Genomic DNA, 26,468 nt, shown 5'->3' with positions numbered 1-26,468 from the left:
ACGCTTCCTGGTGCGGCACGTCATCCCGCGTCGGCGTTGCGGCGTGACGCGGGAGTCGGATTCATGATGCGCAGCTGGAGAGCCGGCCAGCTCGCGGCGAACGCAGGGTGGAGGGGAAAGTGGGCCACGGCTTCGGGCATAACCCAACGCAAGGCGATGCTCTCCGAGTCGCTGATCACGGGATCGAAGCTGTTCACGGCCTGCGCCACCACCGTGGTGTACGACCAGAACCCGAGGTCGAGCACCGATGTGAAACGCACGTGAAGAAGGTCGGCCGGGACGCCGGCCTCCTCTTTCGCTTCGCGCAGAGCGGCCTCGACCGCGGTCTCGTCTTCATGCCGAGCACCGCCGGGTAGACCCCACGTGTCGCCGAAATGGCTCCACAGCGCACGGTGCTGGAGGAGGACGCCGCGCTGCGGGTCGTGCACGAGGAGCCCGGCGGCGCCGAAGCGTCCCCAAAATTTGCCTCCGTCGGGCCCGTAAACCCACGCATCACCGCTGCCGCTCGTCATGACTCCAGCATGGACCTCGTGGTGGCGCTTCTCAACCGGTCGGTCCTCCGTGGTCGCCTCAGGCAGTCTCAGATGGAAATGATGGCGTGCACGGCAGAATCGCCCAGGCGGCTTCGACCCTCGAGCCCGGTCAGCTCCAGAACGACGCCCACGCCGGAGAGCCGGTAGCCCGCACGTTCGATCAGGCGGGCTGTCGCGGCGATGGTTCCACCGGTGGCGAGCACGTCATCAACCACGAGAACGCGTGTGCCGGGCTCAAGCTGCCCGATTTCGAGCTCAAGCCTCGCGGATCCGTATTCGAGATCGTATTCTTCGGCGAGTACGGTGCCGGGCAGTTTCCCGCCCTTGCGTACGGCGAGCACGGGAACGTTGGCGGCATATCCCACGGCTGCGGCGAGCAGAAAACCGCGGGCCTCGATGCCGGCCACGGCATCAAACTGGCCGAAATGCTGGTCGGATAGCTCGTCGATGATGGAACGGAACGCTGCCGCGTTTGCAAAGACCGGGTTGAGGTCCTGAAACAGAATCCCCGGCTGGGGGAAATCGGGGTAGGACGCTAAGAGGGTGTGCACATGGGTTGCGGCGGGTGTTTTCACTGCTCAAGCCTAAGCGGGTTGGGGGGGGGCAGGGCGCAGACCCTCCCCGTAGAATTGGGCCATGGAGCCCCTACTCACCGCACGCGTTGACAGCTGGATCTGGGGGGTTCGACTGTTCAAGACCCGTTCCATGGCCACGGCCGCGTGCCGCGCCGGGCACGTGCGTGTGAACGGGGACAAGGCCAAGGCCGCCCAATCGCTGCGTATTGGCGACGAGGTACGCGTGCGAAGCGATGGTTTCGATCGAATCCTCGTCGTTTCCCGGCTCATCGTCAAGCGGGTGGGTGCGATCGTGGCAGCCGATTGCTATGTGGACCAGACGCCCCCTCCGCCGCCGCGTGAAGAGGTCGCCCTCGTCCCCACACGGGACCGCGGCGCCGGACGACCCACCAAGCGGGAGCGCCGCGACATCGAAGAGCTCCGCGGCTACTAGGGCGGGAGATTTCTTCCCGCCTGGCTGGGTCCGCCCTCGTAGGCAACGGGCTGTACCAGCATTCCGACATCGCTGCGTACCCACCAGGCACCCGTTGCTCTCTTCTCGGCCCGTGTCGAATACCGGTACTCGCACAGCCTCGCTCGGATCCACCGCGGTGGATGATCGGGGTACGGGTTGTGACGGAGAAGGCGAAGCGTCGTTCGGTCCGCCTGCAACAGGCGCAGCAGAAACACTTCGAACCAGCGGGTGTCGCGGGAGCCGAGGGCCAGAAACCACATCAGCCAATCGAGTCTCAGGTGGTACGGAGCCACCTGCGGGGGCATGCGGCGCGGGTCACCCGGTTTGGCGCGAAACCCGTATTCCTGCCATGCCGCGTTCGGTCCCGGCGCGGCGTCGTCGTTGCCCTCGACGATGACCTCGTAGCGGACCCGCGTGACGGTCCCGAACGCGCCATAGGCGTTGACGAGGTGATAGCGATTGAAACTGGCATTCATCAGCTGGCCCCTGGTGAACAGGTTGCGCATTGGAGCCCAGCTCAACACGAGCAGGAATGCGGTCACGAGCAGAACGCTCCCCATGAACCAGGCGGGAGCGGCGGCCGGCGCCGACGCTGGCACGACGCCCAGGACAGCCCGGAACGTTGCATCGTCGATTGCCGAGAACGTGAGGACGATGGTGATCCAGTTGAGCCAGGCGAAATTTCCCGTCAGCACGAGCCAGAGCTGGGTGGCGATGACGATCACTGCGGCAACGGATGCGATCGGTTGCGGAGCGAAGAGAAAGAACGGAACGAGCAGTTGCGCGACGTGGTTTCCGAGCACTTCGCCGCGATGGAACCACGGGGGCAGGTGGTGCACGTACCAGCTGACCGGGTTCGGCATGGGCTGCGTTTGGTGATGATAGAACAGAGCCGTGAGGTCCCGCCACTCCGAGCCGCCGCGAATCTTGATCATGCCCGCGCCGAACTCGAGGCGGAAGACAATCCAACGCACGAAGATCACGATCGTGATCGGCGGTGCCACGTCGGGCGAACCGAGGAAGGCCACAACGAACCCCGCCTCGAGCAGCAGGCTCTCCCAGCCGAAGGAATAGAAGGTCTGGCCCACGTTCACGATCGACAGATAGCTCGCCCACAGGAACAGGAAGACGATCATTGGCGCCCATGGCGGACCCTGCTGGGGAATACCGATGATGAGGAAGGCTGAGAAGACGACACCCACCCAGCAGATGCTGAGCAGCATGAAATCGGAATAGCGCCAGTGGAAGATGCTCGGGGCGCGGCGAAAGGGAACGCGGGCGACGAATCGCGGAACGGGCAGCAGCCCACGTTCACCGAGGAGGGCGGGAAACTCTTTGATGGTGGAGACGAACGCGATCATGAAGCAGGCAGCGACTCCTCGCTGGAGAATCTGGCGTGCTATTTCGTATTCACCCGCTGTGAACCAGTCCATTTGCGCCAATGTAGGCGCTGCTGGGAGTTAATTCAATGGCACGAATGGCGTGCGCCAATTCACTGAGTACGCTCGTCTCCGGTGGAAGAGCCCATACCCTTGCAGTGTCCGGCGGCCCCACGATGGCCGCCTCGACGAACATCATGAACGCAGGTGCGCGACCTCACGATGCAGGGCGGCAACGGCGCCCTCTCCCCCGCGGCGAAGGAAGCCATTGCCGCGGAGCTCGACGGTCTCAAGGGCGACCTGCTCTGCGTGGCCAACACCTCGTTTCTCGGGCGCACGGCCGGCAACCCGTCGGTCTTCTCCCTCTTTGACACCGTCGTGGGCAACCTGCGCGACGGAACGCCGGTCAGCGACCAGCTCACGGCGATTGACGCGCGCCTCGCGACGATCATTGGGCAGCGCTCCGAGGTGGGCGCCCGGCAGGCCAGATTGGAACGGGCACAGGGCGGGCTGCTCGAGCAGTCCGGTGCGCTCGAGGCCCAACGCTCCCGTGTCGAGGACATCGACCTGGCGAAGGTGATTCTGGACCTCAAGCTCCAGGAAGTGACCTACCAGTCGGCCCTGGCCGTGACTGCCCGCGTGCTGCAACCGACACTGATGGATTTTCTGCGATGACCGCCTCCCTGACCTTCGTCACTCCCCCACCCGGCCTCGCGCCGATGACGGATTTCACCCTCACCACGGTTGACGGCGCCAACGGCCTGTACGCCCTGCAGGCGGTGCCGAACCCGAGCACACGGCTCTACGTTCTCGACGCGGCGGTGTACCTGCCCGATTACACCCCGTACATCTCCACCGAGCAGTCCGGTTCGCTCTCTCTGTCCGAGCCAGCGGATGCCCTCGTGCTCGTGGTCGTGAATCCCGGCGAAGGAAACACCACCGTCAACCTGATGGCCCCCATCGTCGTGAACGCGCTGACCGGCGTCTGCGCCCAGCTGATCCTTGAAGGTCAGGATTGGCCCCTCCGCGCCGAGCTCACCACCGCCGCGTAGCCACCCTTCCGCGGCAGGCCGCGCCACAACGCGTGCATGACCTCGCTGCGGCCAAACGCCGGAACCGGCACACTCGGCCGGCCGTCGCTGGGCGCGCGGCCGGGTGACGTTCGCATTCTCGGCCGCCAGGCGAGCCCAACGCCCATTTTATTTCGTCCCGCTGAGGGGGATTCCCGAGCTACGATTCGAGCGCACCGACGCCGTCGTCGTGGGCCACGAAGATGCCGGTGATCCGAACGAGTGCGAACGCGGAGGCGAGCTCGACGCACCACTCCCGATCCGCGGCCGTGAGCAGTGCGGCGCCGGGCCGTTCGAGGATGAGAATCACACTGCCGCCCGGTGCGTACTCCGACACGAGAGCGCACATGCTGGCACCCGCCGTGGCAAGGTCGCCCGGCTCCGGACGCGCCGGAATGTCATCAATGGGGATGAGAAGCGGCAGCTGATGCCCGCGGGCATCAAGCACCATCACCCACAGCTGCAAGCGAATGGCGCGCCCGACCAGGTCGAACGCGCGCGCCCTGGCCTCTTCCCGGGTGATGACGGGCGGGGACTCATCAAGGATCGTCATGCGCCCAGAATGCAACGTTTTCTCCGTGAAACTGAGATATCCACAGCTTTTCTTCACGGCCGTACCTGTGAATGCCTCGCAGCCCGTACCGCCCCCCTCATCCGCACCCCTAGACTGACAGTCCGCCGTGCCATCGTGTGCGTCGCCATCGACCAGTGCAGATCGGAGGATTCATTGACCGGACCTCGGCTCGCCGCCTCCTCGAAGGCCACCGACGAAGGACGAGCGTTGGAAAAGGCCCACGAATCCGCCGTGTCCGAGCGCCTCATCGGCCCCGGAGTTCGCAAACTTGTGCAGGATTCCTGGCAACGTTCCCTCTCGCTCAGCCTCGACCCCACCAGCGTCGCCGCCGAACGGATCCTCACCGACGCGGAGCTGCGTGACCTGCGCAACCAGCATCCACTCGCCGCCGTCTTGCCGGTCGTGCACAACCTGCTGATCAGGCATGCCTTCGAGTCAAAGCTCATCGTGGCCATCGGCGACGAGTCAGGGCGGTTGCTCTGGATCGACGGCGACCGTGTCTTGCGCGGCAAGGTGGAGGAGATGCTCTTCGTCGAGGGCGCGGACTGGTCTGAACGCCGAGTCGGAACGAGCGCACCCGGCACCGCCCTGGCCCTCAATCGCGGGATCCAGATTCGCCGTGCCGAACATTTCAGCCTGCTCGCCCACCCGTGGAGCTGCACCGCCGTTCCCATCCACGACCCGCACACGGGCAAGATCCTCGGCGTCATCGACATCACCGGCGGCGACGAGGCCGTGGCACCGCAGACTCTTCCGCTCGTCGAAGCGGCCGTCGCCGCGATGGAAGCAGAACTGCGCATCCAATGTCTGGGCACCGCCCCGCGAGAATTGGCTGCAGCACGCTCACCGCTCATTGTGGCGGCGCCGCGGCGGGCCGCTCCCCCGGTAGCTCTCAACGTGCTCGGCAGCGACCACGGGCATCTGGAGAGCGGCAGCGTGTCTGTGGACCTCAGCCCCCGGCACGCCGAGATCCTGGTGCTCCTCACTTGGCACCGCGAGGGACTTTCGGCAGATCGACTCGCCCTCCTGCTGAGCGACGAGGGTTACTCGGTCGACACGCTCCGCGCGGAGATGGTGCGCGTGCGCAAGGTCCTCGAACTGTTCTCGGGGCGCGTGGTGATCAGCTCCCGGCCCTACCGGCTCGAAACGTCCCTCGAAATCGATGCCCAGCGCGTGCTGACCTTTCTGGAACGTGGGGCACACCGGGTGGCGATGGGTGCGTACCGCGGCTCCGTTCTGCCCAACTCCGTCGCTCCCGGCATCGCCGACATCCGCTCAGAAGTCAGCGCTCGCCTGCGCGAGGCGATGTTAGCGGATGCCTCAGTGGAGGTGTTGCTCGAATACGCGCGCTCCGAAGAGGCCACGTGGGACACCGAGGTGTGGCGCGCGTGCCTCGAACTGCTGCCGGCTCGCTCCCCCAAACGTGCCACCGTGGTGGCGCGCCTGAAACGCATCGACGACGAACTGACACCGGCCCCCGCCCGGCCGTAGGTTTGCCGAGCCATCAGGTTGGTGACAAGGTCCACTAGTGCGAACTCGCGCTCGATTTCACGCGGCGTGGTCGGAGGTGCGAGCCCAGCTTCAGTCGTGATTTACTGGCCAGTCGAATGGGTGTGCGGTTTGCGTCGGCCGTTCGAGGTGGGATCAGCCAGTACTCGGTGCCCGTGCGTCTGATCTCCCATAGATCGTTGTGCAGGCGGAGGTGATCGCGGGCGCAGAGCAGGATGCCGTCTTCGACGTTGGTGAGTCCGCCTTCGGCGTCCCATCCGTGCAGGTGATGGGCTTCGGAATAGGAGGGTGGTCGGTGGCAGTCCGGCCACATGCAGCCGCCGTCGCGGAGCGCGAGTGCTGCGCGTTGCGCCTGGGTGAAGAGACGCTGTTCGCGTCCCACATCCAGCACCGTGCCGTCTCGGCTGAACAACACCGGGGTGAATCCCGTGTTGCGCACCACCCGGTCGATCGTGGTTGCCGGGACCGCGTCCGGGGTTCCTTCGATGAACCCGTTCCGCAGAAGTAGTGGGCCCGGGGTGTCCGGCCCGGGGGCCGGTGCTGGCGCCTCGGTGATGACGAGTTTGACCGAGGGACGGATGCGGCCGAACAGTGTGCCGGGGTCGGCGGCCGCGGCGACCTTGATCACCTCGATCAGAGCCTCGGCGACGATCTGGTCCGTTGACCGCGGGTCGGCGATGATGCGCTGCGCCCGCTCCTTCTCACCCTTCTCCACAAACCTTGGTCCGCCCTGGCGGGGGCCGGTGATCTGCAGCAGAAAGTCCTTGAAATACGAACCGTTCTCCGGATCCAGTTCGAAGCTGCCGTGCAGCATCCCGTCGGGCTTGTCCCAGACCCGCAGGTATTGCCGGGCGCGCATGGCGTCGGCGCGGGAGGCGATGCCAGCGGCATCAATGGAGTCTCGGCACTGCCGCGCCACCTTCGCCGCCTGGTCGGCGTTCACGCTGCGGCACTCGGCGATCAGGGCGACGACCGCGTCGGCGAGCATCTCATCGGTCACCCCGATCGCCGGTTCACCGAGGCCCCGGCGGATGGCCGTGGCGGCGTCGGTGCTGAGGGTTCCGTCGGTGACGGCGGAGCCGAGCGGCGCGAACCACGGCGTGTGCACGGCTACCGGCGGCGCTTCCGGATGAGCCAGGGCCAGCCGGTCGGCCTGCTCCTGCCTGGCCCGGGCGGTTTCGGCTTCGGCTTCGGCGGCCATCGTGCCGGCCTCGATCAGGCGGCGGGTATCCGCTTTGGTGCTGCCGCCACCACCACCCAGGGCCTGGACGTAGTCCTCTGCGCTGGCGTAGCCCTTCTTGCGCGCGAGGCCTTCCCGGCCGAGCGCCCAGTCGGAGCGGGAGGCGACGTTCGCCGCCGACAGTGCGACGTACTTGGCGACCTCGCGAGCGAGCTGGGCAATGGCCCGGTGGGTGTTCTCCGACTCGTCGTCGGACAACTCCGCGAACGACGCCGCGGATATACCCGACCGGGCCAGAGACCCGGTCAGATCAACGAAAACACCGTCAATGGTGGTTGTCATGAAACAAGTGTGACAGCACCCACCGACACTGACAGAGGGCTGTTCCGGAGGACCGCAACCTTTCGCAACGTTGGTGTTCCTAGACTCCCAACCAAGGCCGCGACGAGCGGCCTTCCCGACATCGTCGTCGAATAGGAGTGTCATGACCGTATACGCAGCCCCCGGAACTCCGGGCGCAAAGGTGAACTTCAAGCCCCGCTACGAAAATTGGATTGGTGGCGAGTGGGTTGCGCCCGTCAAGGGCGAATACTTCGAAGACATCACCCCCGTCACCGGTCGCCCGTTCACCGAGGTCGCCCGTGGCACCGCGGAAGACATCGAACTGGCACTGGATGCCGCGCACAAGGCCGCTCCGGCCTGGGGCAAGACGAGCGCCACCGAGCGTGCCGCCGTCTTGAACCGCATCGCCGACAAGATCGACGCCAACAACGAGCTGCTCTCTGTCGCCGAGACCTGGGACAACGGCAAGGCCATCCGCGAGACCCTCAACGCGGACATTCCCCTCGCCGCCGACCACTTCCGCTACTTCGCGGCCGCGATCCGTGCCCAGGACGGTGACCACGCCCAGCTTGACAATGACACCGTCGCCTACCAGTTCCACGAGCCGCTGGGCGTCGTGGGCCAGATCATCCCGTGGAACTTCCCCATTCTCATGGCCGTCTGGAAGCTTGCTCCCGCGCTGGCCGCCGGCAACACCGTTGTGCTCAAGCCCGCCGAGCAGACCCCCGCGTCGATCCTCGTTCTGATCGAGCTTCTCGGCGACATTCTCCCCCCGGGAGTCGTCAACATCGTGAACGGATTCGGCCTCGAAGCCGGAAAGCCGCTCGCCTCCTCCAACCGCATTCGTAAGATCGCGTTCACGGGAGAGACCACCACCGGCCGCCTCATCCTGCAGTACGCCAGCGCCAACATCATCCCCTCCACCGTCGAGCTCGGCGGCAAGAGCCCCAATATCTTCTTCAGCGATGTGGCCCAGGAGAACGATGCCTTCTACGACAAGGCTCAGGAGGGCTTCGCGCTCTTCGCCTTCAACCAGGGCGAGGTGTGCACGGCCCCGAGCCGCGCGCTGATTCAGAAGTCCATCTACGACAGCTTCCTGGGCGACGCCGTCAAGCGCACGAGCCTCGCGATCCAGGGCAACCCCCTCGACACCGACACCCAGGTCGGCGCACAGGCCAGCAACGACCAGCTTGAGAAGATTTTGTCGTACATCGACATCGGCAAGAAGGAGGGCGCCACGCTGGCCCTCGGCGGAGAACGCGCCGACCTCGGCGGGGACCTCAGCGGCGGCTTCTATGTGCAGCCGACGGTCTTCGAGGGCAACAACAAGATGCGTATCTTCCAGGAGGAGATATTCGGCCCGGTGCTCGCCGTGACGAGCTTCACCGACTACGACGACGCCATTTCAATTGCCAATGACACCATCTACGGCCTCGGTGCCGGCGTGTGGTCTCGCAACGGAAACGTCGCGTACCGCGCCGGACGCGACATCCAGGCCGGACGAGTCTGGGTCAACAACTACCACGCGTACCCCGCCGGTGCCGCGTTCGGAGGCTACAAGAGCTCCGGTATCGGACGCGAGAACAACAAGCTCGCCCTCGATCACTACCAGCAGACCAAGAACTTGCTCGTGTCCTACTCGGAAGACAAGCTCGGCTTCTTCTAAACCGGCAGCGCATTGCAACCGGAACACCCAGTTTGAACGGTCGGGGCGCTTTCCAAGCAGCCGCGGCTAGTGTGGGGGCTGTCAACGACGACGTGTCGTTGACAGCCCCATTTTCTTCGTCGGAAGGGCCTGCAATGCCAGAACTCGCCACAGAGTCCGTGATGGCCTCTGTCACAATTCCCGGGGAGACCGTTCCCCGGGTGGAACTCGCCCCGGTGGCCGTCGACCTGCTGCAAAGCCTGTGGGCCGAGCACGGCCCGCTCATGTTTCACCAGTCGGGCGGATGCTGCGATGGCAGCGCACCGATGTGTTTCATGGCCGGTGAATTCATCACCTCAGATCAGGACGTTCTGCTCGGTCGGCTCGACATCGCCCCGGCCGCCCACCCCGCCCAGAGCATCGACTTCTGGATGTCAGCCGAGCAGTTCGCCTACTGGAGCCACACCTTTCTCACGATCGATGTGGTTCCCGGCCGGGGAAGCGGCTTCTCGGCCGAGGCCCCGCGCGGCGTGCGGTTCCTCATCCGCTCCCGACTGATGGAGACCGCGGTCCCCTTCGCCTGAGCGGGCCCGCACCCGGGTTAGGAGCCGATTGCCTGGTAGGCCGAGAATAAGAGAGACGCGTCGGGGCCTTCGAGGATCGTCGGCTTGCCGATGTCGTCGAGCACGACGAAGCGCAACATGCCGCTGCGGGTCTTCTTGTCACGCTGCATCGTGGCGATCAGAGTGTTCCAGCGTCCCACCGGGTACGTGGTCGGCAGGGTGAGGGACTCCAGGATGCGTCGGTGCCGGTCGACGGCCTCCACCGAGAGACGACCGCTCAGGCACGCCAGCTCGGCAGCGAACATCATGCCAACGCCCACGGCTGCACCGTGACGCCAGCCGTAGCGCTCGGCGTGCTCGACGGCATGACCGAGGGTGTGACCGTAGTTGAGGATCTCGCGCAGGCCGGACTCCTTGAAATCCTGACCGACAATGCGCGCCTTCATTTCGATGGACAACTCGATCAGGCGACGGAATTCCGGTGTGGTCGGATCGGTCGCACGGTTCACGTCGGCCTCGATGATGTCGAGGATCTCCGGAACCTGGATGAATCCGGCCTTCACGATTTCGGCGAAGCCCGCGAGGATCTCGTTGCGCGGCAGCTGCTCGAGCAGGTCGAGGTCGCAGATCACGGCGGCGGGCGCCCAGAATGTTCCGACCAGGTTCTTGCCCTCGGCGGTGTTGATGCCGTTCTTGCCGCCGACCGCCGCGTCCACCATGCTGAGCACGCTCGTGGGAATCTGAATCACCGTGATGCCGCGCAGCCACGTGGCCGCCACGAAGCCGGCGAGGTCGGTGACCGCGCCGCCGCCGAGACCGATCACGGCATCCGTTCGGCTGAAGTCGGCCTGGCCCATCACCTGCCAACAGAACGCCGCCACCTCCACGCGCTTGGCGGGTTCAGCGTCGGGCACCTCGGCAATCATCACCTCGTAGCTGTCGAGGAGGCTTTCCCGCAGGGCCACGGCGCGGGCGCCGAGCGTGGCGGTGTGCACGATGAGCACCTTGCGAACCTCGGTGCCGAGCTGCTTTCCGACGGAGTCGATGAGGCCGTTGCCCACGTACACGGGGTAGCTGTCGTCGCCGTTCACGGTGATGACGGTCGTTCCGGGCACTGAGGCGAGGGGTGCCGGTGCGGAGGGTGCTGTTTCAGTCATTGTCTCTTTCTAACCCAGGCCACGATCTCATCGGCGATGCCGCCGATGGGACGACGTGACGTGTCGAAGTGGATGCTTGCGAGCCGCTCGTAGAGCGGGCGTCGCTGGTCAAATATCCGTTGCCAATCGGTGATCCCGCCGGCGAGCAGCGGTCGCTTCGTGCCGCCGAGGCGTTTCGCAACGGCCTTGGCGTTCACGCTGAGGTAGATCACCGTGTGGTCGGCCAGGTCGGTTTGTGTGTCAGCGTCGAGCACGGCCCCGCCGCCGAGGGAGACGACGCTCGGCGCGAGCAGCGCCTCGGCGACGACCGTGCGCTCGATCACCCGAAAGTAGTCTTCACCCTCACGGGCGAAGATCTCGCTGATCGGGCCGTACCGCGCCGCGATCACCTTGTCCGTGTCGATGAATGGCACGCCGAGTCCACGCGCCACGCGGCGGCCGATCTTGCTCTTGCCGGCCGCCATCGGCCCAATGAACACGAGGGGGAACGTACGCAGCTCAGCCGTGCTGCTGTCGGTCGGGTTCGTGGCCACTACAGCGAAGCGTCGCTCGACGCGCCGGTCTGCAGGTTCGAGGGAATGTGCGCGAGGTACGACTCGAGGTTGCGTCGGGTCTCCCCGATCGAGTCTCCGCCGAACTTCTCCAGCATGGAGTTGGCGAGTACGAGCGCAACCATGGCTTCGGCCACGACGCCGGCGGCGGGCACGGCACACACATCCGAGCGCTGGTGGTGTGCCGGTGCGGCCTCGCTCGTGGCGACATCCACGGTGCGCAGGGCCCGCGGGATGGTGGCGATCGGCTTCATTCCCGCGCGAACGCGCAGCACCGTGCCCGTGCTCATGCCGCCCTCGGTACCGCCGGCCTTGTCGCTGGCGCGTTGGATAGCGCCGTCGGACATGACGAGTTCGTCATGCGCCTCCGAGCCTCGCCGGGTCGTACTCAGGAAGCCGTCGCCGACCTCGACCCCCTTGATCGCCTGGATGCCCATGAGCGCCGCCGCCAGCTGCGAGTCCAGGCGACGGTCCCAGTGCACGAAGGAACCGAGCCCGGGGGGAAGGTTGTAGGCGAGAACCTCGACGACACCGCCGAGGGTGTCACCGTCTCGGTGCGCGGCGTCGACCTCGGCCACCATGAGAGCGGATGTCTCGGGGTCGAAGCAGCGCAGCAGGTCGGCATCGAGGGTGTCGACGTCGCTCGCGCGCGGAAGCGCGGCGTTCTCGGGGACCCGAACCGGACCGATGGACAGCGTGTGGCTGACCAGGGTGATGCCGAGTTCGGCGAGGAAGGATCGGGCGACGGCGCCGAGGGCAACACGTGCGGCCGTCTCCCGTGCGCTCGCGCGCTCCAGAACGGGGCGGGCCTCGTCGAAGTCGTATTTCTGCATGCCGACGAGGTCGGCGTGGCCGGGCCGCGGCCGGGTCAGGGGCGCACCGCGACCGCGGGTCTTCGAGGGCGCCGAGTCGGATTCGGTGTCGATCGGGTCGGCGCTCATCACATCGACCCATTTGGGCCATTCGGAATTGGCGATCCGCAGGGCGACCGGGCCACCCAGGGTGAGCCCGTGGCGCACTCCCCCGGATACCGTCAGCTCATCCTGCTCGAATTTCATTCGAGCCCCGCGACCGTAGCCGAGTTTACGGCGCCCAAGATCGAGGCGGATCGCATCTAGAGTAACCGGGACTCCAGCGGGCAAACCCTCGACAATGGCGATGAGTTCGGGGCCGTGGGATTCTCCGGCGGTGAGCCAACGTAGCATGCTTACTATCCTTCCACAGGGTCGCGGCTCAAGACGCCGCGCATGGCTGCGAGCACCTCTGTCTCCCCCTCAAGCGGAATGAGGGGATCGCCGGCAACAAAGATACGGTCTTGAATCAGGGCCTGGTGCAAAAGCATGCCGAGCCCGGACAACACCGTCCCACCACTCGCCTGCCACGACGTGGCCAGCGCACTCGGCCACGGAGAATACGCCACGTCAAAGAGGGGAACGCTTCGGCGCAGGGCCGGCGGGAATTCTCCCGACAGGGTGCTCCCCCCCGGAAGTGTGCTGATGACCAGGTCACTCGTGGGCCGCGCATCGGCCAGGTCAGCGAGGGCCGACACCGTCACGGTGAGCCCCAGCGTCCTGCCGAGCTCCCGGAGGGGCATCGCTTTGGCCGGATCGCGAACGATCACGTCGACGCCTTCGGCCCCGAGTACCGCGGCGGCCACGAGTGCCGACGTCGCCGTCGCACCGGCGCCCAGCAGCGTCACATGGGGCGGCCGCTCGACACCGTTCTCGGTAAGGGCACGCACAAGGCCAGCAACGTCGGTGTTGTAGCCGCTGAGCGTACGGGCGCCGCCCTCGTGGCTTGGGGGTGTGATGAGTACGGTGTTGACGGCGCCGGTCAGCTCGGCCATGCGGTCGAGGTCGTCGATGAGCGGGAGAACCTCGTGCTTGAGCGGCATCGTGAGTGACAGCCCCCGCCACTCGGGCCCCAGCACATCGATGAACGACGCGAGTTCGCCCGAGCGCACCTCATGGGCCTCGTAGCGCCACTTCAGGCCGAGGACCTGATACGCGGCGCGGTGCAGTGCGGGTGATCGCGAGTGCAGAATGGGCGAGCCCAGAACCGCAAAGCGGGGTGTGCCGACCGTGGTCAACGGTTCTCCCTCATCCAGTCCTGCCACTTCACGACGGCCGCATCGTGTTCCTGCACGGTGGAGGAGAAGGTTGTCTCTCCCGTGTCGAGGTTCCACGTCACGAAGAACAGCCAGGGACCATCCGCGGGGTGCAGCGCCGCATCGATCGCGAGGTCGCCGGGGTTGGAGATGGGTCCGACGGGCAACCCGGGGTGCACGTAGGTGTTGAAGAGGTTGCCGGCGTCGTTACGCTCGGCATCCGTTGTGGTCACGAGATGCGTGTTGCCCGTGCCGTAGGCCACGGTCGCATCGGACTGTAGCAGCCCGCTCTCCCACCTCTCTGGGTTGAGCCGGTTGAGAAAGACGCGCGACACCTTGTAGTAGTCGTCACGAAGACCGGCCTCCCGCTGGATGAGCGAGGCGAGCACGATTGTCGACCAGCGCTTCTCCGGGGCGACGCCCGCACCGTCGAGAGCCGCGAACTGGCGGTCAACGAGGGTCTTGATGGCGTCCTGCGCCGAGGCCTTGGGCGAGAAGGTGTAGGTGGCGGGAAACAGGAATCCTTCCAGCGTGGTCGCCTCGGCCGGCAGCCCGAAGGATGCCACGTTTGCCGCGGCAGCCTGCAGGTCGGCGAGGGGAATCTCGGTGCCCTCAGCGATCGACTCGAGCACCACTCCTGCGGCCGTTCCCTCGGGAACGACGACCGTCCGGTCGAGTTTGCTCGCGGGATCAAGAAGATTCTCGAGAGCGGATGCGGCAGTCATTTTGGTCTTGAGCTCGTACGCGCCCGGCTGAAAGACAGGCTCCGGCCGCTCGGCCAGAAGCAGCTCATAGAAGGCCTGATAACCCTTGACGACCCCCTCGGCCACGAGCGTCTGCGCAATGTCCGAGCCGGAATCCCCCGAGTGGATCATGACCGTGGTGTCCGTGCCGGTCGCGGCCTCCTGCTCGGTGAAGTCCGCAGGTCCCTGGATGGCTGAGATCACTTGCGCGATGGGGGCCCTGAGCGCGAACGCACCCGCGGCGAGCATTGCGACGATGACCACGAGGGCGATGAGGCACCCCCACGCACCCTTGCGACTCTTTTTTTCCCGCGGTGGGCCGGCGGCGATCTCGGCCCGCCGCCTGGCTCGGCCGGCAGCGCGCCGATTCGCGCGGTCTCCAGCGGGTTCCTCAAACGGAATCACGGCCTGACCCTCATCTGACTGGCGTGGCGGCAGAACCTCGTCACGGTTCGGTGCCGGTGCCGGTGCCGGTGGCTGGGGCTGGGGCTGGGGCTGGGGCTGGGGCTGGGGCTGGGCAGAGGCTGCTGCCGCCTCAGGCTCCGAACCCGGCTCGATGAGTGGCGGGTTCCCCGCCGCGTCGGCGGGCTCTGGAGCTGACCCGGCCGCCCCCGATGTTCCCTGGGCCAGCTGTTCGGCCTCTTCACGTGCCTGTTGGGCGAGGCGCAGCGAACGACGGGACGGCATCGGCTGGTCGCCGGGAGTGCTCGGCACGACTAGGGCCTTCCGCTCAGATCAAGGGGCGAGCCGGCTGGCGTGCCCGATGAACGCTCGCTGTCGAGCGCATGCTGCAAGATTATTGTCGCGGCCACCTGATCGATGACCGGACGCTGGGTCTTGGCCGAGCGCCCGGATGCACGCAGTGCCGATTGGGCCGACACCGTGGACAGGCGTTCGTCGACGAGACGAACCGGTACGGTCAGGGCGCGTGCCAGCGCCTCGGCAAAGACCTGGGCATCCTCCGTGGACGCGGTCCTACTGCCGGAGAGTGCGAGCGGGAGTCCAACAACGACTTCCACGGCGTCGTACTCGCTGACGATCGCAAGGAGGCGCGCAATGTCGCTGCGGCCGCCCGCGTCGCGACTCACCGTCTCGACCGGCATGGCCAGCATTCCGTGGTTGTCGCTGCGAGATACCCCTATTCGCACCTTGCCGACGTCTACTCCGACTCGCACACCCGACCGCATGACTTAGCGCGAGACGGCGGTGAGCACCGCGGTGAGGGCCACAGGGATGGCCTCCGTGTTCACTCCGCCACCCTGTGCGAGGTCGTCCTTGCCGCCACCGCCGCCGCCGAGGATCCCGGCCACCTGCTTCGCCAACGCGCCTGCCTTGTGCCCGGCATCGCGGGCAGCCTGGTTGGTGGCCACGATGACGACCGGCTTGTCACCGACCGTGGCCGCGAGTGCGACAACAGCCGGGTCCGCGCCAAGTCGCTCCCGGGTTGCGGTCACGAGCATGCGCACATCGTCCGAGGAATTGAGAACACCAAGGTCCTTCGCGACGAGGGTGACCGTTCCTGCCCGCGTCTGAGCGGCAACCAACGCGGGGACACGTTCGGTGAGGGCGCGCGATTCGAAAGCCGCAATCTTCTTCTCGGCGGTCTTGAGGTTCTGTACGAGTTCGGTGATGCGCTCCGGCAGGTTTTCCCGCGGCGTCTTCAGGCTCGCGGTGAGCTGGGAGACGAGCGCCCGTTCCGTGGCGAGGTCGCGGAAGGCTTCCAGGCCGACAAGCGCCTCCACACGACGGTTCGTCGAGCCGACGGAGGCCTCACTGGTGAGGTTGATCATGCCGATTTCGGCGCTGCTGGAGACGTGGGTACCGGCACACAGCTCACGCGACCAGGGTCCGCCGATGTCGACGACACGCACCCGATCGCCGTACTTCTCACCGAACAGAGCCATTGCGCCGAGTGCCTTCGCCTCCGCGAGGGGCAATTCGCGCGTGGTGACGGGCAGGTTGTCGCGGATGGCGTTGTTGGAGATCTCCTCGATCTCGCTGCGGGTCGCCAGGGACAGGGGCTGGTTCCAGGAGAAGTCGAGGCGGAAGAAGCCCGCCTTGTTGTAGGAACCGGACTGGTGCGCATTCGGGCCGAGGACCTGACGCAGGGCCGCATGCAGCACGTGCGTGCCGGAGTGTGCCTGCCGGGCGCCGCGACGCCATTCCGGGTCGACGATACTCGTCGCCTGATCGCCGACACCCACTTCGCCGGAGCGAACCTTGACCGTGTGGCTGATCAATCCCTTGACGGGCTTCTGCACATCAAGCACCTCAAGCTCATACCCGGCCCCAACGATAAGGCCGGCGTCAGCGTCCTGTCCGCCGGACTCCGCCCACAGAGCCGTCTCGGAGAGGATGACCTCAGCGGTCTCGCCCGCCACGGCGCTCGTCACGGACACGCCTTCGACGATGAGGCCGAGCACGCTGGACTCGTGCTGCATCTCGTTGTAGCCGGTGAACACGGTCTCGCCCGCGGCGCGGAAGGCGCTGTACACCCCGAGGTCGGCCAGGTGCGTCTTTTTGGACTTCGCATCGGCCTTGGCCATGGTGCGCTGCTTGGTCATGAGCGTGTCGAAGGCGTCACGGTTGACGGTGAGACCGGCTTCCTCCGCGATCTCGAGCGTGATCTCGATCGGAAAGCCGTAGGTGTCGTGCAGGAGGAAGGCTGTCGGTCCGGCCAGTTCCGTCTTGTTCGCGATCTTGGTCTTCGTCACGGCGAGGTCAAGCACGGCGCTGCCACTTGCCAGCGTGCGCAGGAACGTCTCCTCCTCGGAGTACGCGGCCTGGCTGATGCGGCTGAAGTCAGTGAAGACCTCCGGGTAGGAGGACATCATGGCGTCCCGCGAGGCGGGCAGTAGCTCGGGAAGGCTCGCCGAATCGACGCCGAGCAGGCGCATGGCGCGCACGCTGCGACGCAGCAGGCGCCGCAGAATGTAGCCGCGGCCCTCGTTGGACGGCATGACGCCGTCGCTCATGAGCATGAGGGAGGAGCGCACGTGATCGGCGACGATGCGCATCCGCACGTCGTCGTCGTGGTCGGCGCCGTAGCGGCGGCCGGACAGCGCGGCGGCACGATCGAGAACCGGGCGAACCTGGTCGATCTCGTACATGTTCTCGACGCCCTGCTTGAGGAAAGCGACGCGCTCAAGCCCCATGCCGGTGTCGATGTTCTTCTTGGGGAGGTCGCCGAGAATCTCGAAATTACTCTTGCCGGTGCTCTCCCCGCGGAGGTACTGCATGAAGACGAGGTTCCAGATCTCCACGTACCGGTCGTCGTCGGTGGCCGGGCCTCCGTCGGCGCCGTACGCCGGGCCACGGTCGAAGAAAATCTCGGAGCAGGGGCCGGCGGGGCCGGGCTGACCGGTTGACCAGTAGTTGGATTCCATGCCGAGGCGCTGGATCCGGTTTTCCGGCACTCCGATTGCCCGCCAGTAACGGAATGCCTCATCGTCATCGAGGTAGATCGTCACCCACAGGTCGGACTCCCGAAAGCCGTAGCCGCCCTGGTTTTCCTGGGTGGTCAACAGCTCCCAGGCGAAGCCGATGGCCTCTTCCTTGAAGTAGTCACCGAAGGAGAAGTTTCCATTCATCTGGAAGAACGTGCCGTGGCGCGGCGTCTTACCGACCTCTTCGATGTCGTTGGTGCGGATGCACTTCTGCACGCTGGTGGCCCGCTTGTACGGCGCGGGCACGAGTCCGGTGAGGTACGGAACGAACGGCACCATGCCGGCAACGGTGAAGAGGAGGGTGGGGTCATCGCTCACCAGGGAGGCTGAGGGCACAACGGTGTGTCCGCGATCGGCGAAGAAGTCGAGCCAGCGCCCGCGAATGTCGGCAGTCTGCATTGTGTCCGTAGCCTTGGTGGTGCGTGAGTAACGAAAGGTCTGGCGAGCGAGGAGCTACGTGGCCGCTGCCTCGTCGGCGTCGCCGAGTGCCGCGTGAAGCTCGGCCTCGCGCTGGCGGTATCCGTCGGAGATGGCCTCCCCGAACTCGCGCGCCTTGGCGTCAAGATCGGTGAAGAACTGCTTGCCCTGCTGCGACTTGTTCACCTCGTGGGCGACGACGAAACCGGCGGCGACACCTACAACCAGCCAGATGAAGTTTTTCACAGATGCTCCCTTGAGTTTTGATAGGCGGCACCTATCTCAAACGGTGCTGCGTTAAGAGTACCGGTCTATGTTCGCTCTCGCCGAGACGCGGTCGGCCTGCCTGCCCGAAAGGCGGCTCGCACTCCGGCCGAAAACCCGGCCAGCTTGACGAGCGGGCCACCAACCGTCGCCGCGAACAGTGCGACGAGGGCCGAGACATTGCCGGTGGCATCCGCTACATTGCTGGTGATCGTGTCGACCCGCGCCAGTTGCGTGTTGGTCTGGGAGATGGTCTCGGTGGTCTCGGCGAGCAGTGGCGTGACGCTCGCGCTGAGTTCATGGATGGCGCGTGTGGTCTCGTCGAAGACCCGCCCCAGTTTGATGAGCGGGAGCGCGATGACGGCGACGAGGATCGCGAACACGCCGGCACCGATGAGCCCGGCAATATCTCCACCTGACACCAGCACACCAACCAATTCCATCGCGAAGCGATTCTTCTTTCGGGGGAAACACAGAAGGGCGGATCACCCGGAGGTGATCCGCCCTTCAGCGTACTTCAGTTGAAGCTAGCGAGCCGCGTAGTACTCAACGACGAGCTGAACTTCACACGTCACGGGGATCTCGATACGCTTCGGGGCGCGCACGAGGCGCGCCTGCAGCTTGTCAACTTCAACCTCGAGGTACGGGGGAAGCTTCGGGAGCAGGTCCACGTGTCCGCCGGCGGCGGCGACCTGGAACGGCTCCATGCCCTCGCTGCGAGCCTTGACGTGCATGAGCTGGCCCGGCTTCACGCGGAAGGAGGGACGGTCAACGAGCTCTCCATCAACAAGAATGTGACGGTGAACGATCATCTGGCGAGCCTGAGCCGTGGTGCGGGCGATGGCGGAGCGCACGAGAAGAGCGTCGAGACGGGTCTCGAGGATCTCAACCAGGTTCTCACCGGTCAGTCCCTGACGACGACGAGCCTGCTCGAAGGCAATCTTGAGCTGGGCTTCGCGGATGCCGTACTGGGCGCGTAAACGCTGCTTCTCGCGCAGGCGGACGGCATAGTCCGAGTCGGTCTTGCGCTTGGTGCGGCCGTGCTCACCCGGTGCGTAGGGGCGCTTCTCGAGGAAGCGGGCTGCCTTCGGCGTGAGGGCAATGCCCAGCGCGCGCGACAGGCGGGTCTTACTGCGGGTACGTGACTTTGTAGACACGGTTTCCTTTCAATCGGACTCAACAAGGGAATACCAGGGCGCCGCGCACAAAAGTCGCTGGCGTCATGGGAGATCAGAGGGGTGGTTGCCACGGGGGCCCGGCTACAGGGCAAACCCATCCAAACTGGAATCGGAGGCAGCCGCATGCCAAAACCAGTTGTAGGCGGTGTTCAGGCTATCACAGCGCCGACACCAGCACCCACCGCAGAGCCCGTTGGCCACGGGTGGACCTATTGGCCGCGCACAATTCGACGGAGCTTGGCGAGCCTGGCCGAAATTTCCCGCTCGTTTCCGTGCTCGGTGGGCTCGTAGTAGCGCACCGACTTGAGCTCCGTGGGCGGATACTGCTGGGTCACGACGCCGAGGGCATCATCGTGCGGGTAGAGATACCCCTTGCCATGGCCGAGGCGCTTCGCTCCCGGGTAGTGCGCATCCCGCATTCCCTTGGGCACCCTGCCCATCTTTCCGGAGCGAATATCGGCTATCGCCGTGTCGAGGGCCATATAGGCGGCGTTGGACTTGGGAGCGGTCGCCAGGTGAACGACGGCCTGGGCGAGGGGGATCCGCCCCTCCGGCATTCCGATCAGCTGCACCGCGTCGGCGGCGGCGACAGCGATCACGAGGGCCTGCGGGTCGGCCATACCGATGTCTTCGGAGGCGAGGATGATGATGCGCCTGGCGATGTAGCGGGGGTCCTCGCCCGCCTCGATCATGCGCGCGAGATAGTGCAGTGCCGCATCGACGTCGCTCCCCCGCACCGACTTGATGAAGGCGCTGATCACGTCGTAGTGCTCATCGCCGTTGCGGTCGTAACGCAGCAGGGCCCGATCGACCGCAACGGACACAATCTCGGTCGTGATGACCGGCCTGGACTCGTCGCCGGCCACGACGGTGCTCGCCGCCGAAACGGATGCCGCTTCCAGCGCAGTGAGGGCCCGCCGAGCGTCACCCGACGCGAGCCTAATGATGGCATCGCGTGCCTCCGGCTCCAGTTCGAAGCGACCGGCAAGTCCACGGGGGTCGCTCACGGCACGATCGACCACAATGCCGAGATCGTCGTCACCGAGGGTTTCGAGGGTCAGGAGAAGGGATCGAGAGAGGAGCGGGGAGATGATGGAGAACGACGGGTTCTCCGTGGTGGCCGCCACGAGGATGATGACGCCATTCTCCACTCCGGGAAGCAACGCATCCTGCTGGGCCTTGGAGAACCGGTGGATCTCGTCGAGGAAGAGCACGGTCGAGAGTCCGTAGAGATCGCGACTGGTGCGAGCCTCCTCCATGACCTGGCGCACGTCGCGCACCCCGGCGGTCACCGCGGAGAGTTCCACGAACCGGCGGCCGGAGCTGTGCGCAATGGTCTGTGCCAGCGTGGTCTTGCCCGTGCCGGGAGGTCCCCAGAGAATCACGGACACCGAGCCCTGCTCACCCGTCTTGTCGCTCGCAAGGCTCACGAGCGGTGAACCCGGAGTGAGCAGATGACGCTGACCGGCTACCTCGTCGAGGGTTTTCGGGCGCATTCGTACCGCGAGGGGGGTAGCGCCAGTGCGCAGACCCGGTTGAGCATCCGACATTCCTCCAGCGTAGTTTGTGCGTAGAGTTCTACGAGGCTCGCGTGGAGCCGTAGGACCGACGTTCCCAGCTTTCTGGAGGATCGAAAGTGGCACAGAATTACAAGCAAGAACGCGAAGCGCGCGCAGCCAGGGCGCGCACACGCGCGTTCCAGGCGCGGCGCGACGTACACGAACATCAGCAGAAGCGCCGAGTGCGCGACAATATTCTCGCCGGCGCGGGCCTCGTGGTGGTCGTGACCCTGCTCGTGGTTGCCCAGGTGTTCTACTTCAACGGCGGTCCGGGCTCGCCGGAACCCACCGACTCGGCCGCGGCCGAGTCGTCCACCACGCCCGGCCCTGCCACGGTTCAGAACAGCGGAGACGTTCCCTCGAGCACGATCGCCGAGGGGCGCACCTGGTCAGGGACGCTGACGCTCAACGACGTGGACCTCGGCATCGAGCTCGACGGCGCGGCCGCCCCGCAGGCGGTGTCGTCGACGATTTCGCTCGCGCAGACCGGTTTCTACGTGGACACGTCCTGCCACCGGCTGACGAAAGACGGTTTCTTCGTGCTGCAGTGCGGCGACCCGAACGGCGACGGCAGCGGCGGACCCGACTACCGCTACGGCCCGGTGGAGAATGCCCCGGCCGACAATATCTACCCGGCCGGCACGCTGGCCATGGCTCGTCAAGGCGACAGCGCCTTCAGCCAGGGCAGTCAGTTCTTCATCGTCTACGAGGACACGACCATTGGCGCCGACACGGCCGGCGGCTACTCGGTGATCGGACAGGTCACGAGCGGGCTGGACGAGCTGAAGTCACAAATCACGGATGCGGGCACTATCGACGACTCCGCGGATGGCTCCCCCACGATTCCCACAACAATTACCGGCATAACGGTTCAGTAGGATCACGCGATCCGGGCTCGGGCTTGCAATAGGCTAAGAGCAGTATGTATTCGTCCCCTCCGGGACCCACAACGAAAGCAGCAAGGTGAGCCTCTTGACGACGACAGATCAGCAACCATGGGGTCGCGTAGACGAAACCGGCACGGTTTACGTACGTGAAGCCTCGGGCGAGCGCGCCGTCGGCCAGTACCCCGACGCTACTCCCGAAGAAGCGCTTGCGTATTTTGAGCGCAAATACGTGGAACTCAACGGCCAGGTGACGTTGCTGGAGCAGCGCGCCAAGGGCGGCGCCCCCGCCGCGGACGTCGCCAAGTCCGTTACGAACCTGACGACAGCGGTCGCAAACGCCAACGCCGTCGGCAACCTCGCCGCCCTCGCCGAGCGTCTCGCCGCCCTCGGCGGAACCGTGACCGAGCTCACCGAGCAGCAGAGCGTTGAGACGAAGGCCGCCGCCGCCGCCGCCGTCGCCGAACGCACCGCCATCGTGAACGCGGCAGAACGACTCGCCGCTGAGGACCCCGCCAAGACACAGTGGAAGCAGACCAGCGCCGCCCTCGACGCCCTGTTCGCCAAGTGGCAGGCGCACCAGCACGACGCTCCGCGCATCCCCAAGGGCGAGGCAAACGACCTGTGGAAGCGCTTCCGTGCCGCTCGCACCACCATCGAACAGAACCGCAAGGCGTTCTTCGCGGAGCTTGACAGCGCACACAAGGATGTTCGCACCCGCAAACAGGGCCTGATCGAGCAGGCCGAAGCGCTCGCGGACAAGGGCGCGGACGGCGTCTTTGCGTACCGCAACCTGCTGGAGGAGTGGAAGAAGGCCGGTCGCAGCGGCAAGAAGCAGGACGACGCCATGTGGGCCAAGTTCAAGGCAGCTGGCGACGTGCTCTACTCCGCGAAGTCCGAGGTCGAGGCGATCTCCAACGAGGAATACGACGCCAACCTCGTGCTGAAACTCGAACTCCTGACCGAGGCCGAGACCCTGCTGACCGTCACCGACCGCATCAAGTCCCGCGACACGCTGAGCACCATCCAGCGCAAGTGGGATGCGATCGGCAAGGTCCCCCGCGACCAGGTCAAGCCGATTGAAGATCGTCTGCGCAAGGTGGAGGCCGTCGTGCGCAAGCTCGATGAGGACCACTGGAAGCGCAACAACCCGGAGACCAAGGCCCGCACCGAGGGTCTTGCCGGACAGCTGAACGACGCCATCGCGAAGCTCGAGGTCGAGCTGGAGAAGGCTCAGGCGAGCAAGAACGCTGCCGCCATCGCCGAGGCCACCGAGGCTCTTGAGGCACGCAAGGCATGGCTCAAGGCAATCGCCCCGTAGCTTCAGGCTCACCCGCCCTCCACAGGCGGTCGGAATGCCGTTTCTCCACAGGTTCAGTCGCCACGCGACCTGAATGGTGCAGAAGCGGCATTCTGTGCATATGACGCATCGACTTGCCGCGGCCCTGGCACCGGGCCACCTTCCCGGCGAACTTCCGCTCGCCGAACTGATGTGCGCCAGCCTCGACGGCGAGGTCTATCCCCTCGGTGCGTGCTGGTGCCCCATCGACCAGATCGACGGTCCTTCCCTGCGCGCGGCATCGTTGGCCCCGCTCGTGCCCGCACGGGGCATCATCGAACGCGCGAGTGCGGCCTGGGTCTACGGTTTCCTGGCTGAGCCCCGCGAGCACGAGCTCTGTGTCGATGTGCATGCCCGCGCGCACGTCTTGCCGTCGACCCACGTTCATCTACGGGAGGTGGTGTGTTCCGACGTCGACATCCGCGCGCTCGGGGGACTGCGCGTCACCACGCCCCTGCGCACCGTGGTTGACCTGGCCCACGCGAACCCGGCGCTCGGGCGCGGCGCCCTGACGACCGTGCTCTGGGCCCTGCTGCGCTACGGCGGATTCCACGACGTCGTGGAGGCTCGACGGGCCTGCACACAACGATCCGGTCCGCACCGGGCGCGGGCGCTCGCGCAGCTCGACCTGGTCGCGGCTCGCTTCTCGGAGCCGGTTCCTTAGCCGTCGCTGACGCGATAGACGTCGTAGACGGTGTCAATGCGCCGTACGGCGTTGAGCACCCGGTCGAGGTGTGTCGTGTCCCCCATCTCGAACACGAACCGACTAATCGCGAGGCGGTCGCTCGACGTGTTCACGGTTGCGGAGAGAATATTCACGTGGTGCTCGGAAAGCACCCGCGTCACGTCCGACAACAGACCGGATCGGTCGAGCGCCTCAATCTGAATGTGCACGAGGAACAGGCTCTTCGACGTGGGTGCCCACTCGACATCGATCATGCGCTCGGGTTCTTTCAGCAGCGACTGCACGTTGTGGCACGACGCCTGGTGCACCGAAACACCGGCCCCCCTGGTGACGAATCCCACGATCTTGTCGCCCGGAACGGGCGTGCAGCACCGGGCGAGTTTGACCAGGATGTCCGGCGCACCCCGAACGAGTACACCGGAGTCGCTGGTACGTGGCGTCTGGGTGCGGCCGCTCGGCGCCACGGGAAAGTCACTGACGTCACTCTCTTCGACCGTCTGAATCGAGGAGACGACCTTCTCAAGCACGGACTGCGTCGACACGTGGCCCTCGCCGACGGCGGCGTAGAGGGCGGAAACGTCCTCGTACTTCATGAGCGCGGCCACCTCGGCGAAGGAGTCCTGGCTCATGAGCTTCTGCAGGGGCAGGTTCTGCTTGCGCATGGCTCGCGCTATCGAGTCGCGGCCCTGCTCGATAGCCTCGTCCCGACGTTCCTTCGTGAACCACTGACGAATCTTGTTGCGCGCGCGGGGACTCTTGACGAAGCCCAGCCAGTCCTTGCTCGGGCCGGAGTCGGGATTCTTGGAGGTGAACACCTCAACGACATCGCCGGTATGGAGAGAGCTCTCGAGGGGAACGAGCCGGCCGTTGACCTTGGATCCCATGGTGCGGTGGCCTACCTCGGTGTGCACCGCGTAGGCGAAGTCTACGGGCGTCGCACCGGCCGGAAGACCGATCACGCGGCCCTTGGGGGTGAAGACGTAGACCTCCTTGGCACCGATTTCGTAGCGCAGCGAGTCGAGGAATTCGCCGGGGTCGACCGTCTCGGCCTGCCAATCCGAAATGTGGGCGAGCCACGCCATGTCGGTGTCGCTCTTCGGGCCCACGCCGGGGCTCTTGCCGGTGACCTGTTCCTTGTACTTCCAATGCGCGGCGACACCGAATTCGGCTCGCTGGTGCATTTCCTGCGTGCGAATCTGAATCTCGACCGGGCGACCGCTCGGCCCCATCACGGTCGTGTGCAGGGACTGGTACAGGTTGAATTTGGGCGTGGCGATATAGTCCTTGAAACGACCGGGCAGCGGCGTCCAACGCGCGTGGATCGACCCGAGCACGGCGTAGCAGTCGCGCACGGAGTTGACGAGCACGCGGATTCCGACGAGGTCGTATATTTCGTCGAAGTCGCGACCGCGAACGACCATCTTCTGGTAGATCGAGTAGTACTGCTTGGGTCGACCGGCAACCTTGCCACGGATGCGAGCGGCTTTGAGGTCGTCGTTGATCGTGTCGATGACGTTCTGCACGAACTCTTCACGCTGGGGCGTGCGCTGGCGAACGAGGCTTTCGATTTCGGCGTACAACTTGGGGTACAGCACGGCGAAGGACAGGTCTTCGAGTTCCCACTTGATCGTCTGGATTCCCAGCCGGTGCGCGAGGGGCGCGTAGATCTCGAGCGTCTCCGTGGCCTTGCGCACCGCGGATGCAGCGGGGACGAATCCCCAGGTACGCGCGTTGTGCAGCCTGTCGGCGAGTTTGATGATGAGTACGCGGATGTCTTTCGACATGGCGACGATCATCTTGCGCACGGTCTCGGCCTGGGTCGAGTCCCCATACTTCACCTTGTCGAGCTTGGTGACCCCATCAACAAGCATGGTGATCTCGTCACCGAAGTCGGCTCGCAACTGGTCGAGGGTGTACGACGTGTCTTCGACGGTGTCGTGCAGCAGGGCGGCCGCAATGGTTTTGGTTCCAATGCCCAGGTCGGCGAGAATTTGGGCGACGGCCACCGGATGCGTGATGTACGGCTCGCCACTACGCCGCATCTGCCCATCGTGGGCTCGCTCGGCCGCCGTGTACGCGCGCTCGATGATCGACAAGTCAACCTTCGGGTGATGAAGTCGCACCGTCTTGATGAGGGTGTCGACGGCACCGGCCGGCTGGGCACGCGAAAATATGCGTGGAACCAGACGCCGTAAAGAAGCCGGGGACGGTGTGCTGGTGTCCGTCATCGCTTCACCTCAATCCTGGGCCGGAGGGCTCTTCGACCGTCGGACCGCAACGGTGTAAACCAATTATGACCGAACGACGTCGTTCT

Annotated in this window: 26 protein-coding genes; 9 read left to right on the top strand and 17 right to left on the bottom strand. The window is 65.6% G+C overall.

Features of this window, described 5'->3' with window-relative positions; translation table 11 throughout:
• Nucleotides 1–20 precede the first annotated feature (20 nt).
• The gene (locus tag EDD25_RS15930) at nt 21–512 is read right to left on the bottom strand and encodes an NUDIX domain-containing protein (RefSeq protein WP_134174699.1); all 492 of its coding nucleotides are present in this window, start codon (nt 510–512) and stop codon (nt 21–23) included.
• A 68-nt stretch (nt 513–580) separates the two neighbouring features.
• Nucleotides 581–1,108, bottom strand: a complete 528-nt coding sequence (locus tag EDD25_RS15925; protein ID WP_134174697.1) for an adenine phosphoribosyltransferase — start codon at nt 1,106–1,108, stop codon at nt 581–583.
• A 61-nt stretch (nt 1,109–1,169) separates the two neighbouring features.
• Between EDD25_RS15925 and EDD25_RS15920 the strand changes: the two genes are divergently transcribed.
• The gene (locus EDD25_RS15920) at nt 1,170–1,541 is read left to right on the top strand and encodes an RNA-binding S4 domain-containing protein (protein WP_134174695.1); all 372 of its coding nucleotides are present in this window, start codon (nt 1,170–1,172) and stop codon (nt 1,539–1,541) included.
• Here EDD25_RS15920 and EDD25_RS15915 read toward each other — a convergent pair.
• Complete coding sequence (locus tag EDD25_RS15915; protein WP_134174693.1) at nt 1,538–2,995, bottom strand: lipase maturation factor family protein; 1,458 nt, start codon at nt 2,993–2,995, stop codon at nt 1,538–1,540. The genes EDD25_RS15920 and EDD25_RS15915 overlap by 4 nt on opposite strands.
• Nucleotides 2,996–3,148: 153 nt before the next feature.
• On the opposite strand from EDD25_RS15915, the gene EDD25_RS15910 reads away from it, so the two are divergent.
• Nucleotides 3,149–3,616: a flagellin gene (locus tag EDD25_RS15910; protein WP_241986396.1), complete on the top strand. Its 468-nt coding sequence runs from the start codon at nt 3,149–3,151 to the stop codon at nt 3,614–3,616.
• Nucleotides 3,613–3,993 (top strand): flagellar assembly protein FliW, encoded by a 381-nt coding sequence (locus tag EDD25_RS15905; RefSeq protein ID WP_134174691.1) that lies wholly within the window; start codon nt 3,613–3,615, stop codon nt 3,991–3,993. Before EDD25_RS15910 ends, EDD25_RS15905 begins: the two co-directional genes overlap by 4 nt.
• 178 nt (nt 3,994–4,171) lie before the next feature.
• Here the strand turns inward: EDD25_RS15905 and EDD25_RS15900 are convergent, their stop codons facing one another.
• The gene (locus EDD25_RS15900; protein WP_134174689.1) at nt 4,172–4,564 is read right to left on the bottom strand and encodes a hypothetical protein; all 393 of its coding nucleotides are present in this window, start codon (nt 4,562–4,564) and stop codon (nt 4,172–4,174) included.
• A 174-nt stretch (nt 4,565–4,738) separates the two neighbouring features.
• Here EDD25_RS15900 and EDD25_RS15895 point away from each other — a divergent pair, with 174 nt between their 5' ends.
• Nucleotides 4,739–6,076 carry a GAF domain-containing protein gene (locus EDD25_RS15895; protein ID WP_241986395.1) on the top strand — a complete coding sequence of 446 codons (1,338 nt, stop codon included), beginning with the start codon at nt 4,739–4,741 and terminating at the stop codon, nt 6,074–6,076.
• Between the two features lie 34 nt (nt 6,077–6,110).
• Here EDD25_RS15895 and EDD25_RS15890 read toward each other — a convergent pair whose 3' ends face one another.
• Entirely contained in the window at nt 6,111–7,616 is a 1,506-nt protein-coding gene (locus tag EDD25_RS15890; RefSeq protein WP_166671328.1) for a DUF222 domain-containing protein, read from the bottom strand.
• Between the two features lie 142 nt (nt 7,617–7,758).
• On the opposite strand from EDD25_RS15890, the gene exaC reads away from it, so the two are divergent.
• Both exaC and EDD25_RS15880 read left to right on the top strand, forming a co-directional pair.
• Entirely contained in the window at nt 7,759–9,282 is a 1,524-nt protein-coding gene (gene exaC, locus EDD25_RS15885) for an acetaldehyde dehydrogenase ExaC (protein WP_134174685.1), read from the top strand.
• Between the two features lie 161 nt (nt 9,283–9,443).
• Nucleotides 9,444–9,845: a DUF779 domain-containing protein gene (locus EDD25_RS15880; protein ID WP_241986394.1), complete on the top strand. Its 402-nt coding sequence runs from the start codon at nt 9,444–9,446 to the stop codon at nt 9,843–9,845.
• A gap of 17 nt (nt 9,846–9,862) precedes the next feature.
• On the opposite strand, the gene aroB is transcribed toward EDD25_RS15880, so the two are convergent.
• The 11 genes from aroB to EDD25_RS15825 all read right to left on the bottom strand — a co-directional run bounded on the left by aroB (nt 9,863) and on the right by EDD25_RS15825 (nt 21,237).
• Nucleotides 9,863–10,981, bottom strand: a complete 1,119-nt coding sequence (gene aroB / locus EDD25_RS15875; RefSeq protein WP_134174681.1) for a 3-dehydroquinate synthase — start codon at nt 10,979–10,981, stop codon at nt 9,863–9,865.
• Nucleotides 10,978–11,514 (bottom strand): shikimate kinase, encoded by a 537-nt coding sequence (locus tag EDD25_RS15870; RefSeq protein WP_241986393.1) that lies wholly within the window; start codon nt 11,512–11,514, stop codon nt 10,978–10,980. The genes aroB and EDD25_RS15870 overlap by 4 nt, the downstream gene beginning before the upstream one ends.
• Entirely contained in the window at nt 11,514–12,737 is a 1,224-nt protein-coding gene (aroC, locus tag EDD25_RS15865; RefSeq protein ID WP_134174679.1) for a chorismate synthase, read from the bottom strand. The genes EDD25_RS15870 and aroC overlap by 1 nt, the downstream gene beginning before the upstream one ends.
• 5 nt (nt 12,738–12,742) lie before the next feature.
• Nucleotides 12,743–13,621 carry a shikimate dehydrogenase gene (locus tag EDD25_RS15860; protein WP_134174677.1) on the bottom strand — a complete coding sequence of 293 codons (879 nt, stop codon included), beginning with the start codon at nt 13,619–13,621 and terminating at the stop codon, nt 12,743–12,745.
• On the bottom strand, nt 13,618–15,096 hold the full coding sequence (gene mltG / locus EDD25_RS15855) for an endolytic transglycosylase MltG (protein ID WP_241986392.1): 1,479 nt from the start codon (nt 15,094–15,096) through the stop codon (nt 13,618–13,620). The genes EDD25_RS15860 and mltG overlap by 4 nt, the downstream gene beginning before the upstream one ends.
• 2 nt (nt 15,097–15,098) lie before the next feature.
• Entirely contained in the window at nt 15,099–15,569 is a 471-nt protein-coding gene (gene ruvX / locus EDD25_RS15850) for a Holliday junction resolvase RuvX (protein ID WP_175183000.1), read from the bottom strand.
• Nucleotides 15,570–15,572: 3 nt separating this feature from the next.
• Entirely contained in the window at nt 15,573–18,227 is a 2,655-nt protein-coding gene (alaS, locus tag EDD25_RS15845) for an alanine--tRNA ligase (RefSeq protein WP_134174675.1), read from the bottom strand.
• Nucleotides 18,228–18,281: 54 nt separating this feature from the next.
• Nucleotides 18,282–18,491 (bottom strand): hypothetical protein, encoded by a 210-nt coding sequence (locus tag EDD25_RS15840; RefSeq protein WP_134174673.1) that lies wholly within the window; start codon nt 18,489–18,491, stop codon nt 18,282–18,284.
• A gap of 65 nt (nt 18,492–18,556) precedes the next feature.
• A complete protein-coding gene (locus EDD25_RS15835; protein WP_134175596.1) occupies nt 18,557–18,931 on the bottom strand; it encodes a DUF948 domain-containing protein in 375 nt (124 codons plus the stop codon).
• Nucleotides 18,932–19,036: 105 nt separating this feature from the next.
• The gene (rpsD, locus tag EDD25_RS15830; protein WP_134174671.1) at nt 19,037–19,666 is read right to left on the bottom strand and encodes a 30S ribosomal protein S4; all 630 of its coding nucleotides are present in this window, start codon (nt 19,664–19,666) and stop codon (nt 19,037–19,039) included.
• Between the two features lie 230 nt (nt 19,667–19,896).
• Complete coding sequence (locus EDD25_RS15825; protein ID WP_134174669.1) at nt 19,897–21,237, bottom strand: replication-associated recombination protein A; 1,341 nt, start codon at nt 21,235–21,237, stop codon at nt 19,897–19,899.
• A gap of 86 nt (nt 21,238–21,323) precedes the next feature.
• Between EDD25_RS15825 and EDD25_RS15820 the strand changes: the two genes are divergently transcribed.
• From EDD25_RS15820 to EDD25_RS15810, 3 genes are all read left to right on the top strand, one after another.
• Nucleotides 21,324–22,124 (top strand): peptidylprolyl isomerase, encoded by an 801-nt coding sequence (locus EDD25_RS15820; RefSeq protein ID WP_134174667.1) that lies wholly within the window; start codon nt 21,324–21,326, stop codon nt 22,122–22,124.
• A gap of 94 nt (nt 22,125–22,218) precedes the next feature.
• Nucleotides 22,219–23,451, top strand: coding sequence for a DUF349 domain-containing protein (locus EDD25_RS15815; RefSeq protein ID WP_134174665.1), 1,233 nt, complete (start codon nt 22,219–22,221; stop codon nt 23,449–23,451).
• 100 nt (nt 23,452–23,551) lie between these two features.
• Nucleotides 23,552–24,133 carry a hypothetical protein gene (locus EDD25_RS15810; RefSeq protein ID WP_134174663.1) on the top strand — a complete coding sequence of 194 codons (582 nt, stop codon included), beginning with the start codon at nt 23,552–23,554 and terminating at the stop codon, nt 24,131–24,133.
• Here the strand turns inward: EDD25_RS15810 and EDD25_RS15805 are convergent.
• Complete coding sequence (locus tag EDD25_RS15805) at nt 24,130–26,382, bottom strand: RelA/SpoT family protein (RefSeq protein WP_134174661.1); 2,253 nt, start codon at nt 26,380–26,382, stop codon at nt 24,130–24,132. The two genes, EDD25_RS15810 and EDD25_RS15805, sit on opposite strands and share 4 nt — an antisense overlap.
• Nucleotides 26,383–26,468 lie beyond the last annotated feature (86 nt).

This window comes from Cryobacterium psychrophilum (assembly GCF_004365915.1).
Classification (GTDB): domain Bacteria; phylum Actinomycetota; class Actinomycetes; order Actinomycetales; family Microbacteriaceae; genus Cryobacterium; species Cryobacterium psychrophilum.
This window is presented reverse-complemented; position numbering and strand designations above follow the sequence as displayed.

Excerpts from the sequence above, each read along its gene's own strand:
- EDD25_RS15930 (WP_134174699.1), bottom strand. The coding sequence starts at position 512 with ATGACGAGCGGCAGCGGTGATGCGTGGGTTTACGGGCCCGACGGAGGC.
- EDD25_RS15920 (WP_134174695.1), top strand. The coding sequence starts at position 1,170 with ATGGAGCCCCTACTCACCGCACGCGTTGACAGCTGGATCTGGGGGGTT.
- EDD25_RS15915 (WP_134174693.1), bottom strand. The coding sequence starts at position 2,995 with ATGGACTGGTTCACAGCGGGTGAATACGAAATAGCACGCCAGATTCTC.
- EDD25_RS15905 (WP_134174691.1), top strand. The coding sequence starts at position 3,613 with ATGACCGCCTCCCTGACCTTCGTCACTCCCCCACCCGGCCTCGCGCCG.
- EDD25_RS15900 (WP_134174689.1), bottom strand. The coding sequence starts at position 4,564 with ATGACGATCCTTGATGAGTCCCCGCCCGTCATCACCCGGGAAGAGGCC.
- EDD25_RS15890 (WP_166671328.1), bottom strand. The coding sequence starts at position 7,616 with ATGACAACCACCATTGACGGTGTTTTCGTTGATCTGACCGGGTCTCTG.
- exaC (WP_134174685.1), top strand. The coding sequence starts at position 7,759 with ATGACCGTATACGCAGCCCCCGGAACTCCGGGCGCAAAGGTGAACTTC.
- EDD25_RS15880 (WP_241986394.1), top strand. The coding sequence starts at position 9,444 with ATGGCCTCTGTCACAATTCCCGGGGAGACCGTTCCCCGGGTGGAACTC.
- aroB (WP_134174681.1), bottom strand. The coding sequence starts at position 10,981 with ATGACTGAAACAGCACCCTCCGCACCGGCACCCCTCGCCTCAGTGCCC.
- aroC (WP_134174679.1), bottom strand. The coding sequence starts at position 12,737 with ATGCTACGTTGGCTCACCGCCGGAGAATCCCACGGCCCCGAACTCATC.
- ruvX (WP_175183000.1), bottom strand. The coding sequence starts at position 15,569 with ATGCGGTCGGGTGTGCGAGTCGGAGTAGACGTCGGCAAGGTGCGAATA.
- alaS (WP_134174675.1), bottom strand. The coding sequence starts at position 18,227 with ATGCAGACTGCCGACATTCGCGGGCGCTGGCTCGACTTCTTCGCCGAT.
- EDD25_RS15825 (WP_134174669.1), bottom strand. The coding sequence starts at position 21,237 with ATGTCGGATGCTCAACCGGGTCTGCGCACTGGCGCTACCCCCCTCGCG.
- EDD25_RS15810 (WP_134174663.1), top strand. The coding sequence starts at position 23,552 with ATGACGCATCGACTTGCCGCGGCCCTGGCACCGGGCCACCTTCCCGGC.
- EDD25_RS15805 (WP_134174661.1), bottom strand. The coding sequence starts at position 26,382 with ATGACGGACACCAGCACACCGTCCCCGGCTTCTTTACGGCGTCTGGTT.